The 16,346-nt window shown below is 64.6% G+C and carries 18 protein-coding genes and 1 pseudogene; 16 read left to right on the top strand and 3 right to left on the bottom strand.

Annotation, left to right across the window (positions count from 1 at the left end; genetic code table 11):
- The first annotated feature begins 4 nt into the window (after positions 1–4).
- A complete protein-coding gene (gene boxB, locus ALC15_RS27825) occupies positions 5–1,456 on the top strand; it encodes a benzoyl-CoA 2,3-epoxidase subunit BoxB (protein ID WP_050630046.1) in 1,452 nt (483 codons plus the stop codon).
- A 187-nt stretch (positions 1,457–1,643) separates the two neighbouring features.
- On the opposite strand, the gene ALC15_RS27830 is transcribed toward boxB, so the two are convergent.
- Both ALC15_RS27830 and ALC15_RS27835 read right to left on the bottom strand, forming a co-directional pair.
- Positions 1,644–2,444 (bottom strand): SDR family NAD(P)-dependent oxidoreductase, encoded by an 801-nt coding sequence (locus ALC15_RS27830; RefSeq protein WP_050630047.1) that lies wholly within the window; start codon positions 2,442–2,444, stop codon positions 1,644–1,646.
- Between the two features lie 266 nt (positions 2,445–2,710).
- A complete protein-coding gene (locus tag ALC15_RS27835; RefSeq protein WP_050630048.1) occupies positions 2,711–2,941 on the bottom strand; it encodes a hypothetical protein in 231 nt (76 codons plus the stop codon).
- Positions 2,942–2,962: 21 nt separating this feature from the next.
- Between ALC15_RS27835 and ALC15_RS47295 the strand changes: the two genes are divergently transcribed.
- Positions 2,963–3,091 carry a hypothetical protein gene (locus ALC15_RS47295; RefSeq protein ID WP_283806299.1) on the top strand — a complete coding sequence of 43 codons (129 nt, stop codon included), beginning with the start codon at positions 2,963–2,965 and terminating at the stop codon, positions 3,089–3,091.
- Positions 3,092–3,133: 42 nt separating this feature from the next.
- Positions 3,134–3,858, top strand: a pseudogene (locus tag ALC15_RS27840) (sulfite exporter TauE/SafE family protein).
- A gap of 12 nt (positions 3,859–3,870) precedes the next feature.
- Here the strand turns inward: ALC15_RS27840 and ALC15_RS27845 are convergent.
- The gene (locus ALC15_RS27845) at positions 3,871–4,929 is read right to left on the bottom strand and encodes a polysaccharide deacetylase family protein (RefSeq protein ID WP_050630049.1); all 1,059 of its coding nucleotides are present in this window, start codon (positions 4,927–4,929) and stop codon (positions 3,871–3,873) included.
- Positions 4,930–5,097: 168 nt separating this feature from the next.
- On the opposite strand from ALC15_RS27845, the gene ALC15_RS27850 reads away from it, so the two are divergent.
- From ALC15_RS27850 to phoU, 13 genes are all read left to right on the top strand, one after another.
- Positions 5,098–6,492 (top strand): OmpA family protein, encoded by a 1,395-nt coding sequence (locus tag ALC15_RS27850; RefSeq protein ID WP_050630050.1) that lies wholly within the window; start codon positions 5,098–5,100, stop codon positions 6,490–6,492.
- 2 nt (positions 6,493–6,494) lie between these two features.
- Complete coding sequence (locus ALC15_RS27855; protein ID WP_050630051.1) at positions 6,495–6,791, top strand: hypothetical protein; 297 nt, start codon at positions 6,495–6,497, stop codon at positions 6,789–6,791.
- A 109-nt stretch (positions 6,792–6,900) separates the two neighbouring features.
- The gene (locus ALC15_RS27860) at positions 6,901–7,491 is read left to right on the top strand and encodes a TetR/AcrR family transcriptional regulator (protein ID WP_050630052.1); all 591 of its coding nucleotides are present in this window, start codon (positions 6,901–6,903) and stop codon (positions 7,489–7,491) included.
- Positions 7,488–8,093: an alpha/beta fold hydrolase gene (locus ALC15_RS27865; protein ID WP_244486295.1), complete on the top strand. Its 606-nt coding sequence runs from the start codon at positions 7,488–7,490 to the stop codon at positions 8,091–8,093. Before ALC15_RS27860 ends, ALC15_RS27865 begins: the two co-directional genes overlap by 4 nt.
- Entirely contained in the window at positions 8,039–8,395 is a 357-nt protein-coding gene (locus ALC15_RS46585) for a hypothetical protein (protein ID WP_244486296.1), read from the top strand. Before ALC15_RS27865 ends, ALC15_RS46585 begins: the two co-directional genes overlap by 55 nt.
- A gap of 19 nt (positions 8,396–8,414) precedes the next feature.
- The gene (locus tag ALC15_RS27870) at positions 8,415–8,642 is read left to right on the top strand and encodes a SelT/SelW/SelH family protein (RefSeq protein ID WP_050630101.1); all 228 of its coding nucleotides are present in this window, start codon (positions 8,415–8,417) and stop codon (positions 8,640–8,642) included.
- Between the two features lie 351 nt (positions 8,643–8,993).
- Positions 8,994–10,049, top strand: a complete 1,056-nt coding sequence (locus ALC15_RS27875) for a putative bifunctional lysylphosphatidylglycerol flippase/synthetase (protein ID WP_050424197.1) — start codon at positions 8,994–8,996, stop codon at positions 10,047–10,049.
- Between the two features lie 84 nt (positions 10,050–10,133).
- Positions 10,134–11,447, top strand: a complete 1,314-nt coding sequence (locus ALC15_RS27880; protein WP_050630053.1) for a sensor histidine kinase — start codon at positions 10,134–10,136, stop codon at positions 11,445–11,447.
- A 136-nt stretch (positions 11,448–11,583) separates the two neighbouring features.
- Positions 11,584–12,594 carry a phosphate ABC transporter substrate-binding protein PstS gene (pstS, locus tag ALC15_RS27885; RefSeq protein ID WP_050630054.1) on the top strand — a complete coding sequence of 337 codons (1,011 nt, stop codon included), beginning with the start codon at positions 11,584–11,586 and terminating at the stop codon, positions 12,592–12,594.
- A gap of 225 nt (positions 12,595–12,819) precedes the next feature.
- The gene (gene pstC / locus ALC15_RS27890) at positions 12,820–13,809 is read left to right on the top strand and encodes a phosphate ABC transporter permease subunit PstC (RefSeq protein ID WP_050630055.1); all 990 of its coding nucleotides are present in this window, start codon (positions 12,820–12,822) and stop codon (positions 13,807–13,809) included.
- Positions 13,810–13,813: 4 nt separating this feature from the next.
- The gene (gene pstA / locus ALC15_RS27895) at positions 13,814–14,659 is read left to right on the top strand and encodes a phosphate ABC transporter permease PstA (RefSeq protein ID WP_050630056.1); all 846 of its coding nucleotides are present in this window, start codon (positions 13,814–13,816) and stop codon (positions 14,657–14,659) included.
- Entirely contained in the window at positions 14,656–15,474 is an 819-nt protein-coding gene (pstB, locus tag ALC15_RS27900) for a phosphate ABC transporter ATP-binding protein PstB (protein ID WP_050630057.1), read from the top strand. Before pstA ends, pstB begins: the two co-directional genes overlap by 4 nt.
- A gap of 106 nt (positions 15,475–15,580) precedes the next feature.
- A complete protein-coding gene (phoU, locus tag ALC15_RS27905) occupies positions 15,581–16,300 on the top strand; it encodes a phosphate signaling complex protein PhoU (RefSeq protein ID WP_021076558.1) in 720 nt (239 codons plus the stop codon).
- Positions 16,301–16,346: the final 46 nt, after the last annotated feature.

A 16,346-nucleotide genomic window follows, 5' to 3' on the forward strand; every position in this document is an offset into this window, starting at 1 on the left:
GGCCATGAACATGAACATCATGAACGTCGATTACTCGACCAAGATTCCGAACAATGTGAATCTCGCCGAAGACCGCCAGGTGCTGAAGGCGCTGGAAGGCTGGCATCCCGGCTACATGGACTGGTGGAAGGACATGGGGCCGGACGGCTTCCAGGAATCACTGGTCTATCTGCGCACCGCCTATTCGGTCGATCCGCGCGGTTGGGCCAAGTTCGACTACGTACGGATGCCCGAATATCGCTGGGGCATTTTGCTCGCGCCGCAGGAAGAGAACCGCGTCATTCCGTTCGGCGAGGACTACGGCAAGCCGGCCTGGCAGGAAGTCCCCGGCGAGCATCGCGCGATGCTGCGGCGCCTGATCGTGATCCAGGGCGACACCGAGCCGGCCTCGGTCGAGCAGCAGCGCCATCTCGGCAAGACCGCGCCTTCGCTCTACGACATGCGCAATCTGTTCCAGGTTAATGTCGAGGAAGGCCGCCATCTCTGGGCGATGGTCTACCTGCTGCAGAAGTATTTCGGCCGCGACGGCCGCGAGGAGGCGGACGATTTGTTGCGCCGCCGCTCGGGCGATGCGGATTCACCGCGCATGCTCGGCGCCTTCAACGAGGCGACGCCGGACTGGCTGTCGTTCTTCATGTTCACCTACTTCACCGATCGCGACGGCAAGATGCAGCTGCACTCGCTGGCGCAGTCGGGTTTCGATCCGCTGTCGCGCACCTGCCGCTTCATGCTGACCGAGGAAGCCCACCACATGTTCGTCGGCGAGACCGGCATCACCCGCGTCGTGCAGCGCACCTGCGATGCGATGAAGGAAGCCGGCATCACCGATCCGAACGACATCGCCAGGATCCGCGCGCTCGGCGTGATCGACCTGCCGACCATCCAGAAGAAGCTCAATTTGCACTATTCGCTGTCGCTCGACCTGTTCGGCTCCGAAGTGTCGACCAACGCGGCGAACGCCTTCAACGCCGGCATCAAAGGCCGCTACAAGGAAACCACGATCGACGACGATCACCAGCTCAAGAACTCGACCTATCCGGTCATGAAGCTGGTGGACGGCAAGATCAAGATGGTCGACGAGCCGGCGCTGACCGCGCTCAACATGCGGCTGCGCGACGACTACACGCAGGATTGCGTCAAGGGCATGCTGCGCTGGAACAAGGTGATCTCGACTGCCGGCATCGACTACAAGCTCCAGGTGCCGAATACCGCCTTCCACCGCCAGATCGGCGAGTTCAAGGACGTCCATGCGACGCCCGATGGCCTCCTGATCGACGACGCCACCTGGGCGAGCCGCAAGAACGACTGGCTGCCGTCGGCCGCGGACGGCGATTTCATCGCCTCGCTGATGAAGCCGGTCACCGAACCCGGCGAGTTCGCCTCCTGGATCTCGGCGCCCAAGGTCGGCATCGACAACAAGCCGGGTGACTTCGAATATGTGAGGATCGAGAGCTGATGTTCTCGAGCATGATCCGGAAAAATGTGAAGCGGTTTTCCGAAGAGATCATGCTCCGACAACAAAGAAGGTCATGATGCGGGATCGCATCATGACCGGACAGTTCCTCTCCTCCCGGAGGGGCCGGAAAGGGGTGAGCCGAAAAGGTCCTGGCTCGCCCCTTTTCTTTTGTGCAAGCAGCGCTCGCTTACCCCGCGATCTCCAGCCCCGCGGTCGCGTAGACCACGCCGCCATCGACCGCGATGGTGTTGCCCACGACATAGTCGCCGGCGCGAGAGGCGAGATAGATCGCGGTGCCCGCCATATCCTCGTCGCTGCCGACCCGCCGCGACGGGACGCGCTGTGCGACCTCGTCCGCATGGTCGCGCGCGGCGCGGTTCATGTCCGACTTGAAGGCACCCGGCGCGATCGCGGTGACGTTGATGTTGTCCTTGATCAGCCGCGTCGCCATCCGGCGCGTCAGGTGGATCACCGCGGCCTTGCTCGCGGCATACGAGTAGGTCTCCATCGGGTTGACGAAGATGCCGTCGATCGAGGCGATGTTGATCACCTTGCCCGGTCTGTCATGGCTCGCCGCGGCGCGCAGCGGCTTGGCCAGCGCCTTGGTCAGGAAGAAGATCGACTTGACGTTGAGGTTCATCACCTTGTCCCAGCCGCTCTCCGGGAATTCGTCGAAATCCGCGCCCCATGCCGCGCCGGCATTGTTGACCAGGATGTCGAGCTTCGGCTCGCGCTTGATGATCTCGCCGGCGAGCTTCTCGCAGCCCTCGACGGTCGAGATGTCGATCGGCAGCGCGATGCATTCGCCGTCATAGGCGGCTGACAGCTCCTGGGCGGTGGCCTCGCAGGGACCTGCCTTGCGCGCGGTGATGTAGACCCTGGCCGCACCCTGCGCCAGGAATCCCGCCGCGATCATCTTGCCGATGCCGCGCGATCCCCCGGTTACCAGCGCGACGCGGCCCTTCAGTGAAAACAGATCCTTGAACATGTTGCCTCCTTAGCTATGGCAAGCGTTCTGGCCGGGTTGATGAAGCTAGTCAAGGAACTGCGGCGGCCGACGAACGCGCAGCCGTTTGATCTCCGGCGATGGTTCTGATCAGTTCACCCGCAAAGGTCGTGCGTCACATCCATCGAGCCTTCTTCGATCAAGCTTTCTTGAGATGTGATGCGGTGCACAAATGGGCCGGCCGATCTGGCGCATCATGCGCGTGGGGTGGAATTCCGGACCAAGGAGTTCCAGTAATGAAGCACATTTCATTGCCAGTGACCGGTGTGATGCCTGTCACCCACATTCAATTCGGACGACGGCGGAAGGGGCTGTTCGCGGCCATCCTCGGCGCAATTCATTACTCGCGGCGGATTCAGGCGCGACGCGTTCTGAAGCAGTATCAGCATCTGATCGATCGCGCCGAGCGGCGCGGTGCCAATCCGGAGGGTGGCGGCAATGTCCATCACTGACCGGTCGCCGACGCGCAGATCGATCATCCGCTTCCGGAGATCAGCGAGATGACGCTGCTGATCGCCACCGCGGTCGGATTTCTTGTGCTGCACCTTCTCACTGCGACGTTGCTGATGCCCGCGGCCACGGCAGATGCGGCCGTGTCGCGGGACGCGAGGGTGATTCACACCGACTAGATCGCCCGATTCATCATCCCTGCAATCAACGGAGGTCAGCTGGTGGCCGACGTCACGTCATTTGCCGTGCTCAGCGCCGCGGTGTTCTGCGGTGCCTTCGTATCCGGTCTCGCCGGCTTTGCCTTTTCCGCGATCGCGGCGGCATCCTGCTGCACGCGATGCCGCCGACCGAGGCGGTGCCGCTGATGATGGCCTGCAGCGTCGGCGTGCAGGGCGCCAATCTGTGGGCGCTCCGGCACAACATCCAGTGGAAGCAGAGCCTGTTGCTGATTTCAGGCGGATTGCTGGGCGTCCCCCTCGCACTCTGGCTGTTGCACAACACCGATGGCCGGACGTTCCGCGAAGGTTTTGGGATCATGGTCGCGCTCTATGCCGGCTACATGCTGTTCAGGCCCGCGATCGGCTTCGGCCGGTTGCCTGAGGGGCGCCACGCGCTGGTCGGGTTCGGCGGTGGCCTGATCGGCGGCTTGACTGCGATGCCCGGCGCGCTGCCAACCATCTGGTGCGATATCCATGGCGTGCCGAAGCAGCAGCAGCGCGGCCTCGTGCAACCCTTCATCGCCGCGATGCAGATTTCGGCGCTGGCGATGATGCTGCTGCATCGCGACCTACCGATCAAGGTCGCCTACGACGTCGTCTGGAGCGCTCCGGCGCTGCTTGCCGGTTCGTGGCTCGGCATCTTTGCGTTCCGCAACATCGATGAGGCCAATTTCAGGCGGGTGATCCTCGGCCTGTTGCTGGTGTCGGGGGTATTGCTGGTGATCTAGGACGTTGCTCGATCACGCCGCATCGATCCGGCGAAAGCCGTTCCACACCGCGGTGGCGGCGCCGGAGGTCAGGACCGGCAAGAGCCGCGCGTCCTGGTAATTGCCGTTCAGCGAGACCCGCTGCAAGGCGGTCAGATAGTCGGCGCTTTCGGGAAACAGCATGCCCGGCCGCGTCGTCACCGCGGTCCGGAAGCCGATCGATTTGGCGAGAGCGAATTCGCGCTGCCCGGCGGCGATCCGGTCGCCATAGGGATAGGCAAGATGCGCGACTTGCCGCTGCAACGCTTGCTCGATCCGCGCCCGGCTGGTGGCGAGCTCGAACAATGCGACGGTCTCGCTCTGCTTGGCGAGATTGCAATGGCTGATGGTGTGGGCGCCGATCGTGACCAGCGGATCGGCGGCAAAACCGCGCAACTCGTCCCACGACATGCAGAGCTCGCGCGCGATGCCGGCCTCGTCGACGCCGTGGCGGGCGCACAGCGCTGAGATCGCGTCCTGCATCTCCGTCTCGCCCGGCAGTGACCGCAGCCAGTCATGCATGCGGCCGAATGCCGTGCGCTTGGCTTGCGGCGTCGCAGTGTCGATCCGCGTCATGACGCCGGCGACCGGCACCTCGATCGCCGATGCCGCCGCGATGATCCGCTCCAGCGCGATCCACCACAATTTGCCGCAGCCCTCGGCGAAATCGCTCGCGACAAACACCGTGAACGGCGCGCCGAACTCGCGCATCACCGGCAGCGCGAAATCGCGGTTGTCGCGATAGCCGTCGTCGCAGGTGAAGCAGGCGAAGCGTTGCTCGAAATTCCGTTCGGTGAGGCGGCGATGCGCCTCATCCATGCTGATGACGTCGACGTCGAGCGCGCGCAGATGCGTCAGCATCGCGCGCAGGAAGTCCGGCGTGACCTCGAGATGATGGTTGGGCTGGAACGCGTCGGCGCGGCGCGGGCGGACGTGGTGCAGCATGAAGATGGCGCCGATGCCGGCGAAGATCGGCCGCAGCAGGATATGCGCACCCGAAAAATACAACGCCTCCATCCCGGCACGGATCACGGTGTTGCGGAGTTGTTTCATGAGGGCACGGGCTGGCCGATTTGCATTCCGCCGCAAACTTAGCGAAAGACCACTGAAGAAACTGTTATCCCGGTCCGACATGGCGGCCACGCCATGGCAGTCGATTTGGGGTTTGACAGTCAGCCAAGGGTTTGTTTTCTCTCTGGTTCCCGACCCGCAGGACGCTGAATGCACGGACTTTTCAAGTGGAGTAGCAAGTGGTGGCCGGGGGTGATTCCACTGGTCGTCCTGTGGGGTATCGCGGCCTGGACCTCGACGGCGACGGTCGAGGCGGATCTTGCTGCGCGCTCTAATGCCGCATTGAAGGACACCGTGCTCGACAAGCGCCGCATCAGCGTCGACGGCCGTGACGTCACGTTTGCAGCCAATGCCTTCTCCGAAGACGGCCGCCTCAGCGCGGTGGCATCGGTCGAAGCCGTGCCGGGCGTGCGGCTGGTCAACGACGAGACCCGCCTTGTTCCCGAGGCCAAGCCCTACGTGTGGTCGGCGGAGCGCGACGTGGTGCGCGTCACGCTTGGCGGCAATGCGCCGCTGCCGTCGAGCAAGAGCAAGCTGACGGAGGCCGCGAAGGCCGGTCTCGGCGGTGTCGAGGTGGTCGATCAGATGGCGCTCGCCCGCGGCGCGCCACAGCGATTCGATCCGGCGGCGCTGTTGCTGCTCGACCAGATCGGCAAGCTGAAGGAAGGCAAGATCACGCTGACCGACAACAAGGTCGCACTCGCCGGCATGGCGCGCGAGCTCGGCGGACGCGAGGCGATCGCGGCGGCGCTGAAGAACCTGCCGGACGGCTATTCGATCGCCACTAACGACATCAAGGCGCCGCCCTACGTATTCCAGGCCTACAAGGACCCGGTCGCGGTGACGCTGACGCTGACCGGCTACGTGCCCGACAACAACGTGCATGCCGCGCTGGTCGCCGCCGCCGGCCGCAAGTTCTTCAGCGAGAAGGTGGTCGACAACCTCAAGGCCAGCATTGGCGCGCCGTCAGGGTTTGCGGCGGCGGTGGTGCCCGCGCTCGGTGCGCTGTCGCGGCTGTCGACCGGGACGCTCGTGGTGTCGGATCGCGAGGTGAAGCTGTCGGGCGATGCGCTCTACGACGCTGCGGCGGGGCAGATCCGCGACGGGCTCGGCAAGGATTTTCCGCAGGGCTGGCAGTACAAGGCCGAGGTCACGGTCAAGCCGGCGGCGGCGCCGGTCGATCCCACCGTGTGCCAGCAGCTGTTTTCCGAGATCCTGTCGAAGGGAAAGATCCGCTTCGACACGGGGAAGGCCGACATCGTTCCTGACTCCGCCGGTCTGCTCGACCGCCTGATCGAGACCGCGATGCGCTGCCCCAATGCGACGATCGAGGTTGCCGGCCACACCGACAGCGATGGCGAGGAGGCGGCCAACCAGGCGCTGTCGGAGCGCCGCGCGCAGGCCGTGGTGGATTACCTGGTGCGCGCCGGATTGCCAGCCAACCGCTTCACGCCGATCGGCTATGGCAGCACGCAGCCGCTCGCCGGCAATGAGAGTGAAGATGGCAAGGCGCAGAACCGCCGCATCGAATTCGTGGTGAAGTAGCGATGACCGTGCTCGCGACATTCGTCTGGGGTTGGCTGCTTGGCGCGGCGCTGCTCGGCTTCTGCATGGGCTGGATCGCGGTGGTGCATCGGGCGCAGGGCGTCTCGAGGCTCTGGATGCGTTGGCTCGCGCTGCTCGCCGCCGCCTTGGTGGCGGCATCGTTCGCGCGGATCGTGCCCGGCCGCTTCGGCTATTGGCTCGATCTCTTCCTGATGATGTTCGCGCTCTATCTGGTGGGTTGTGCCATCGGCTCCTGGCTGCGCGACTGGGTGGTCTCGCGCAGCAAGCCCGCGAGCTGACCCCCTAAACCCTTGATCCATCGGACCCTGGCGGCGCCGCCACGCGCGATGCCGCCGCACGGATTATAGGGCTTGACATCAATACGTACGTACGTATTAAATCAAGCCCATGCCAAAACCCTCTCTCCGCGATGCCATCCTCGACGCCGGCCTGAAGGAAATGTTCCGGACCGGCTATCACGGCACCAGCGTGCGCGACGTCACGGCGGCCGCCGGCGCGCCGCAGGGCTCGTTCACCAACCATTTCCGCTCCAAGGAGCTGTTCGCCTCCGAGGTGCTCGACCGCTACTTCCTCTATGTGCGCGGCCTCGTCGCGGAAGCCCTCGGCGACACCACGCTGCCGCCGCGTGAACGGCTCCGCCGTTATCTCGATCTCATCACCGGCAAGCTTGCCCATGACGGCTTCACCCGCGGCTGCCTGATCGGCGATTTCAGTCTCGAGGCATCCGGCTCGAGCGAGATGCTGCGCCAGCAGCTCGACGAGATCTTTCGCGAATGGCGCGCGCCGTTCGCCGCCTGCATCGCGGAAGCCCAGGCCGCGCGCGAGATCGCGTCCGACTTCGATGCCGATGAGCTGGCCGATTTCCTGCTCGCATCCTGGCAGGGCGCGATGCTGCGCATGAAGGTCGAACGTAGCGCGGCTGCGCTCGAACGTTTCAAGACGATCGCATTCCAAACCGTGTTCAAGGAGTTGCCATGACGATATCCGACGAGATCAGCCTGCATCACCGGCCCGTGCTCGCCTCCACGATGGCCTATCGCGAGACCGGGCGCAGCGACGCGCCGCACGTGCTGTTCCTGCACGGCAATCCGACGTCGTCCTACATCTGGCGCAACATCATGCCGCTGGTGGCGCCGGTCGGGCACTGCATCGCGCCCGACCTGATCGGCTACGGTCAGTCCGGCAAGCCCGATATCGCCTACCGCTTCTTCGACCAGGCTGACTATCTCGACGCGTTGATCGACGAACTCGGCATCACCTCGGCGTATCTCGTCGCCCAGGATTGGGGCACTGCGCTCGCCTTCCATCTCGCCGCGCGCCGACCGCAATTGGTGCGCGGGCTGGCCTTCATGGAGTTCATCCGCCCGATGCAGGCTGGTCCGACTTCCACCAGCACGAGGCCGCCCGCGAGACGTTCCGCAAATTCCGCACGCCGGGCGTCGGCGAAGCGATGGTCCTCGACAACAATGCGTTCGTCGAGCGCGTGCTGCCCGGCTCGATCCTGCGCACGCTCAGCGCCGAGGAAATGGAAGCCTACCGCGCGCCGTTTGCGACGCGCGAGAGCCGCAAGCCGACCTTGATGCTGCCGCGCGAGCTGCCGATCGCGGGCGAGCCGGCCGACGTCTATCAGGCGCTGACCGCGGCACACGCGGCGCTTGCGGCATCGACCTATCCGAAGCTGTTGTTCACCGGCTCGCCCGGCGCGTTGGTGTCGCCGGCCTTTGCCGCCGATTTCGCGGCGCGGCTGCAGCATTGCGCGGTCATCCAGCTCGGCGCGGGTGCGCATTATCTGCAGGAGGATCATCCGGAAGCGATCGGTCGCTCGGTCGCTGGCTGGATCGCCGGCATCGAGGCCGCGAGCGCCCAGCACCTTGCAGCCTGAGCGGATGGGAGAATGCGCCATGACCGATCTCTCGATCACCTATTGCCGTCCCTGCGGCTACGAGAAGCGCGCCAGGGCCGCGGCCACGCTGCTGCACGAACGCCTTGGCCTCGATGCCGAACTGGTGCCCGGCAAGGGTGGCGTCTTCGAGGTCAAGCTTGACGGCAAAGTGATCGCCAGGCGCGTGAAGGGACATTTCCCCGATGCCGAGGAAATCGTCGCCGCAGTGGCTACCGCGCGGGCATAACGACCGCGGACCTGGATCGTTGCCGCCGCAATGATCATTGCGGCGGCAATTTTCGTTGGCAGGATGCCGCGCGGCGCATCAGTCCCCCGTAGTTTCCCGGATGGTGTTGCGTGCCTTTCGCCGGGCTAACTGCCGCACGTCGACATCAAGCCTTGTCGAAGGTGGCGAGAAACGCGCATATTTGTGCACCCGCTGTCATGAATCATCCCTAATATCTTGAAGATGCGCGTTTTATTGTCGTTTGACGAATTCCACTCCGGCCTAAAACGCGCTACACGGGGCAGGGCACAGCGAAGCGCCGGCGTAGATCGCCCGGGAGCCGTCGTCGCGGGATCGCAACTCGAGGTCTAGATGCTGGAAGCAATACGCAGGGCGATGGCGTTTCTACGCCAGAAGCAACTCCTGCATCGGCTGGGTGTTGTCATCAGCATCGCCGTCATCGGCATCGCCTGCTACGTCCTTTATCACATGCTGCGCGGCATCGACACCAACGAGGTGCTCGAGGCCATCAAGAGCACCGAGCCGCGGCAGATCATGCTGGCGGGACTATTCGTCGCAGCCGGCTATTTCACGCTGACCTTCTACGATCTGTTCGCGGTGCGCGCGATCGGCCACGCCCACGTGCCCTATCGCATCAATGCGCTCGCGGCATTCACTTCCTATTCGATCGGCCACAATGTCGGCGCCAGCGTCTTCACCGGCGGCGCGGTGCGCTATCGGATCTATTCGGCCTGGGGCTTGAACGCGATCGACGTCGCCAAGATCTGCTTTCTCGCCGGCCTGACCTTCTGGCTCGGCAACGCCGCGGTGCTCGGGCTCGGCATCGCCTACCACCCGGAGGCCGCGGCCAACATCGACCAGCTGCCGCCCTGGCTCAACCGCACGCTGGCGTTCGGCATCATCATCGCGCTGGTCGCCTATGTGGTCTGGGTCTGGACCCAGCCGCGGGTGGTCGGCCGCGGGCCCTGGACGGTGACCCTGCCGGGCGGCCCGCTGACGCTGCTGCAGATCGCGATCGGTATCGTCGACCTCGGCTTCTGCGCGCTGGCGATGTACGTGCTGGTGCCGGACGAGCCCAATCTCGGCTTCGTCGTGGTTGCGGTCATCTTCGTGTCGGCGACCCTGCTCGGCTTTGCCAGCCACTCCCCCGGCGGGCTCGGGGTGTTCGACGCCGCCATGCTGGTCGGCCTCTGGCAGATGGACCGCGAGGACCTGCTCGGCGGCATGCTGCTGTTCCGGCTGCTCTACTATATTGCGCCATTCGTCATATCTGTAATCTTGCTGACGTTTCGGGAGGTTATCGTCGGCGCCCGACTCAAACGGCTGCCGCAGACTGATTCGGGTCCCCGCGCTGAGCCGCATCATGAGGCGGTTCTGGTCCGCAAGCGCGGTGATTCCGGGGTCTGACGATGCGGCCCGATGCCTCCCGAGGGACGGTCGATCTGACCGCGTCTGGGCGAGACACGAACCGACGGGAAGAAAGCCGCCGCGATGGCAATTGACGATACCCCGCAGTCCATTTTCTCGCCCTGGCCCGACCGCCTGCGCCATTCCGCGCTGATCCTGCTTGCCGCAGCGCTGGCGCTCAGCGTGGTGGTCGCGCTCGGCGAATTGTCGCTGGTGCGCGCCTGCGCGGTGTTTGTCTGCATCGCGGCCGCCGCGCTGGTGCCGTGGCGCCTGCATGATGCCGGGACCTCGCGCGAGGATGTCCGCGGCGTCAATCCGGTGGAGGCCGCGGCCGTCAGCGCCGTCGTCGCGGGCATGCCGGATCCCGCCGTGCTGCTCGATCGCGCCGGTCGCGTCATCCATCTCAATGCCGCCGCGGCCCAGCTCGCGCCGGCGCTGCGCAAGAACGAATTGGCGCAATTTGCCCTGCGTTCGCCTGAGATCATCACCGCGCTGCGCGAGGCGATCGCGACCACCGAGCCGCGCCGCGCCACCTACACCGACCACGTCCCGGTCGATCGCTGGATGGAATTGGTGATCACGCCGGTGCCGGTGCCGACCCAGTTCGGCGGCACCGAGAAGTGCATGCTGATGACCTTCCACGACCTGACGCCGCTGCGCCGGGTCGAGGAGATGCGCGCCGACTTCGTCGCCAATGCCAGCCACGAGCTGCGCACGCCGCTCGCCGCGCTGTCCGGCTTCATCGACACCTTGCAGGGGCCGGCGCGCGAGGATGCCCGGGCGCGCGAGCGCTTCCTCGGCATCATGCACACCCAGGCCACCCGCATGGCGCGGCTGATCGACGACCTCTTGTCGCTGTCGCGGGTCGAGCTGTCGGCCCATGTACGGCCCGAGGCCTCGATCGATATCGTGCCGATCATCCGCCAGGTCGCCGACGGGCTCGAGGCACTGGCCAGCGAGCGCCAGGTCGAGATCGACGTCGACCTGCCGCAGGCCCCGGTCACGATCGCCGGCGACCGCGAGGAACTGCTCCGCCTGTTCGAGAACCTGATCGAGAACGCGCTCAAATACGGCGCCTCGGGCGGCCGCGTCATAGTGTCGCTCAATCAGACCGTTCCGGGCGCATCGGGCGAGGGGAGCCCCGAAATCCGTGTCATGGTACGGGATTTCGGCCCCGGCATTGCCCCGGAGCACCTGCCGCGGCTGACCGAGCGGTTCTACCGGGTGGACGTCGGCGACAGCCGCAACCAGGGCGGAACGGGCCTCGGATTATCGCTGGTGAAACATATTCTTAATCGTCATCGCGGGCGTCTTTTGATCGAGAGCGTGCCGAACAATGGCGCGACTTTTACCGCCTGTTTTCCCCGGCCGAAGACCCCGCTTCCGACCCAAAGCTAAGCATTTTCAGCCGCTTAGCTCTGTCATCCAACTGTCATCCAACCTTCGTAAAAGCAGCACCGACCGCTCCTAGATGGACCGGCGTGAGCGCGATCGGGCGCATTCGGCGCTTCGCTCACAAGATGGAGACCACCCCATGAATTTCATTAAAGCAATCGTCGCTGCCGGCATGGTCGCCGCTTCGACGTCGGCCTTCGCTGCCGATATTACCGGCGCGGGCGCGACGTTTCCGTTCCCGATCTATTCCAAATGGGCTGACGCCTACAAGAAGGACACCGGCAACGGCCTGAACTATCAGTCGATCGGCTCTGGCGGCGGCATCAAGCAGATCCAGGCCAAGACCGTCACTTTCGGCGCGAGCGACATGCCGCTCAAGGTCGAGCAGCTCGAGAAGGACGGCCTCGTCCAGTGGCCGATGGTCATGGGTGCGATCGTTCCGGTGGTGAACATTGACGGCGTGAAGCCCGGCGAGATGGTGTTCGACGGCGAGACGCTCGCCGCCATCTACCTCGGCAAGATCACCAAGTGGGACGATCCCGCGATCAAGAAGCTCAACCCGAAGGTCAACCTGCCCTCGGCCGCGATCGCCGTCGTTCGCCGCTCGGACGGTTCGGGCACCACCTTCAACTTCACCAACTACCTCTCGAAAGTCAGCGCCGACTGGAAGAGCAAGGTGGGCGAGGGCACCGCGGTCGAGTGGCCGACCGGCGTCGGCGCCAAGGGCAATGAGGGCGTGTCCGGCAACATCAGCCAGACCAAGAACGCGATCGGCTATGTCGAGTATGCCTATGCCAAGCAGAACAAGCTGACCTACGCCGGCATGGTCAACAAGGGCGGCAAAACCGTGCAGCCGACCATGGCCGCCTTCCAGGCCGCCGCGGCGAACGCCGACTGGGCCAAGGCTCCCGGCTACTACGTGATCCTGACCGACCAGCCGGGCGATGCCTCCTGGCCGATCACCGCGGCGACCTTCATCCTGATGCACAAGGACTCGACCGACAAGGCGGCCTCGCAGGAAGCGCTCAAGTTCTTCAAGTACGCCTTCGAGAAGGGTGACAAGGCGGCCGAAGAGCTCGACTACATCCCGATGCCGGACTCGGTCGTCAAGCTGATCGAGAAGACCTGGTCCTCGGACATCAAGAGCTAAGTCCGACGCTTTGAAGGCCTGTGCCGCCTCCCAGGGGCGGCACAGGTTGAGCGGTCAAGACCCGGGCTCCTTCACCGCGGCAACAAGCGCGGGTGGGCCCGGGGTTCGCGCCCCGGGAGGCGCAAGCCGGAACGACGCCCGGCCAAATGCGTCAGTGAAGATCGCTTCGGGGCGTGGCGGTTTGTGCAGGTTTCAAATAAAAAAGAGGGGATAGGCGTGGCAGACATGGCTGTTCAGAGCGATGTGATGGAAGCCGCGGGACCTTACGATCGCGCCAAGGCCCTCAGCGCCTTCAAGCTGGGTGATCTCACCTTCTATTGGATCACCCGCGTCTCCGCGATCTCGGTTCTGTTGATCCTCGGCGGCATCATCCTGTCGCTGATCGTCGGCGCCTGGCCGGCGATGAAGGAATACGGCTTCGCCTTCCTCTGGACGCAGCGCTGGGCGCCCTCCGCCGATCCGCCGGTGCTCGGCGCGCTCGGTCCGATCTACGGCACGCTGATCACCTCGATCATCGCGATGCTGATCGCCATTCCGGTCGGCATCGGCATCGCGGTGTTCCTTACCGAGCTGTGCCCGCAAGTGCTGCGCCGCCCGATCGGCATCGCCATCGAGCTGCTGGCCGGCATCCCCTCGATCATCTACGGCATGTGGGGCTTCTTCGTGCTCGGCCCGTTCCTGGCCAACACGTTCCAGCCCTTCATGATCAGGATCTTCGAGGGCGTTCCGGTGCTGGGCGCGGTGTTCGCGGGCCCGCCGTCCTATCTCAGCCTGTTCAACGCGGCCCTGATCCTCGCCATCATGGTGCTGCCCTTCATCACCGCGATCTCGGTCGACGTGTTCAAGACCGTGCCGCCCGTGCTGAAGGAGGCCGCCTACGGCATGGGCTGCACCACCTGGGAAGTCGTCCGCAGCGTGGTGATCCCCTACACCCGCGTCGGCGTGATCGGCGGCGTCATGCTGGCGCTCGGCCGCGCCCTCGGCGAGACGATGGCGGTGACCTTCATCATCGGCAACTCGTTCCGCATCTCGTCGTCGATCTTCGCGCCGGGCACCACGATCTCCGCGGCGATCGCCAGCGAATTCGCCGAGAGCGACGGTCTGCACCAGTCCGGCCTGATCCTGCTCGGCCTCCTGCTGTTCGTGCTGACCTTCTTCGTGCTCGCCGGCGCGCGGCTGATGCTGATGCGGCTTGAAAAGAAGGCGGGGAAGTAACGCCATGAACCCGATCTACAAATCCCGCCGCCGCAGCGACATCGTCATCCGCACGCTCTGCGTCGGCGCGGCGCTGTTCGGCGTCACCTGGCTGGCGCTGATCCTGATCACGCTGCTCTACAACGGCCTTGCCGGCCTCAGCGTACAGCTGTTCACCCAGAACACGCCGCCGCCGGGCTCCACCGATGGCGGCCTGCTCAACGCCATCGTCGGTTCGGTCATCATGACCGTGATCGGCGTCGGCATCGGCGCGCCGCTCGGCCTGTTCGCCGGCACCTACCTCGCCGAGTACGGCAGACACGACAGGCTCACCTCGGTGATCCGCTTCATCAACGACATTCTGCTCAGCGCGCCATCGATCATCATCGGCCTGTTCATCTATGGCGCGGTGGTGGTGCCGATGCGCGGCTTCTCGGCAATCGCCGGCGCGCTTGCGCTCGCCGTGATCGTGATCCCGGTCGTGCTGCGCACCACCGAGGACATGCTGCTGCTGGTGCCCAATCCGCTGCGCGAGGCGGCCTCTGCGCTCGGCCTGCCGCGTTCGCTGGTGATCAAGCGGATCGCTTATCGTGCGGCCAGGTCGGGTCTGATCACCGGCGTGCTGCTGGCGACCGCGCGCGTCGCCGGCGAAACCGCGCCGCTGCTGTTCACCGCGCTGTCGAACCAGTTCTTCAGCCTGGATCTGACCAAGACGATGGCCAACCTGCCGGTGACCATCAACAACTTCGTGCAGAGCCCCTACGCCTACTGGAAAGAGCTGGCGTGGAGCGGCGCCCTGCTGATCACATTCACCGTGCTCGCGCTGAATATCGGCGCGCGTATCCTTGGTGCCGAAAGGGCCGCAAAATGACCGAGCTTTCCGTCTCCACGACTGCCGCGGGCCACGTTCCCCAGGTTCCGCTTCCGGAAGCGCCGCCGAAAGTCACGGTGCGCAACCTTAACTTCTATTACGGCGAGCACCACGCGCTGAAGAACATCAACCTGACGCTGGGCACCAACCGCGTCACGGCGTTCATCGGCCCGTCCGGCTGCGGCAAGTCGACCCTGCTGCGCATCTTCAACCGGATGTATGACCTTTATCCGGGACAGCGCGCCACCGGCCAGCTGATGCTGGACCAGACCAACATCCTCGATCCCAAGCTCGACCTCAATCTGCTGCGCGCGCGGGTCGGCATGGTGTTCCAGAAGCCGACGCCGTTCCCGATGACGATCTACGAGAACATCGCCTTCGGCATCCGCCTCTATGAGAAGATCTCGAAGTCCGAGATGGACGACCGGGTCGAGAAGGCGCTGCGCGGCGGTGCGCTGTGGAACGAGGTCAAGGACAAGCTGAACGCCTCCGGCCTGTCGCTCTCCGGCGGGCAGCAGCAGCGGCTGTGCATTGCGCGCACCGTCGCGGTACGCCCCGAGGTGATCCTGTTCGACGAGCCCTGCTCGGCGCTCGATCCGATCTCGACCGCCAAGGTCGAGGAGCTGATCCAGGAGCTCTCCGAGGACTACACGATCGCGATCGTCACCCACAACATGCAGCAGGCGGCGCGCGTCTCCGACAAGACCGCCTTCATGTATCTCGGCGAGCTGATCGAGTTCGACGACACCAACAAGATCTTCACTTCGCCGAGCGATCGACGCACCCAGGACTACATCACCGGCCGGTTCGGTTGACCGGCGCATGATCCGGAAAAGTGGAGACCGGTTTCCGATCGGATCATGCTAAAATTCAGGACACGAAATCATGATCCCCGGGATCATGATTGAGGGGAGACAAGCGATGGCTTCTGAACATACCGCCAAGGCATTCGACAGCGACCTGCAGGAGTTGACCCGCCTGGTCGCCGAGATGGGCGGCCTCGTCGAGCGGATGATTACCGAGTCGGTCGACGCGCTGATCCGCCGCGACGTCGCGCTCGGCAAGCGCGTGGTCGCCGCCGACATTGAGATCGACAATTTGCAGCGCGTCATCGAAGAGCGCGCTGTGCTGACGATCGCCCGCCGCCAGCCGATGGCGATCGACCTGCGCGAAATCGTCAGCGCGATGCGCGTCGCCACCGACCTCGAGCGGATCGGCGATCTCGCCAAGAACATGGGCAAGCGCGTCGCGGCGCTGGAAAGCGATTTTCAGCCGCTGAAGCTGATCCGCGGCCTCGAGCACATGACCGACCTCGTGCTGTCGCAGGTCAAGTCGGTGCTCGACGCCTATGCCGCGCACGATCTGCCGGCGGCGATGAACGTCTGGAAGGGCGACGAGGAGGTCGACGCGATCTGCACCTCGCTGTTCCGCGAGCTGCTCACCTACATGATGGAAGATCCGCGCAACATCTCGTTCTGCATCCATCTGATGTTCTGCGCCAAGAACATCGAGCGGATCGGCGATCACGCCACCAACATCGCAGAGACGGTGTTCTACATGATCGAAGGTCAGCAGATCACCGACAAGCGCCCGAAGGGCGACATGACCAACTTTGCCACCACGGTGCCGGGTAACACGTAGTCGACGGCGTTTCGGTTTGCGTCAGGGCAACGGATCACCACACAGA

This window comes from Bradyrhizobium viridifuturi (genome assembly GCF_001238275.1).
Taxonomy (GTDB): domain Bacteria; phylum Pseudomonadota; class Alphaproteobacteria; order Rhizobiales; family Xanthobacteraceae; genus Bradyrhizobium; species Bradyrhizobium viridifuturi.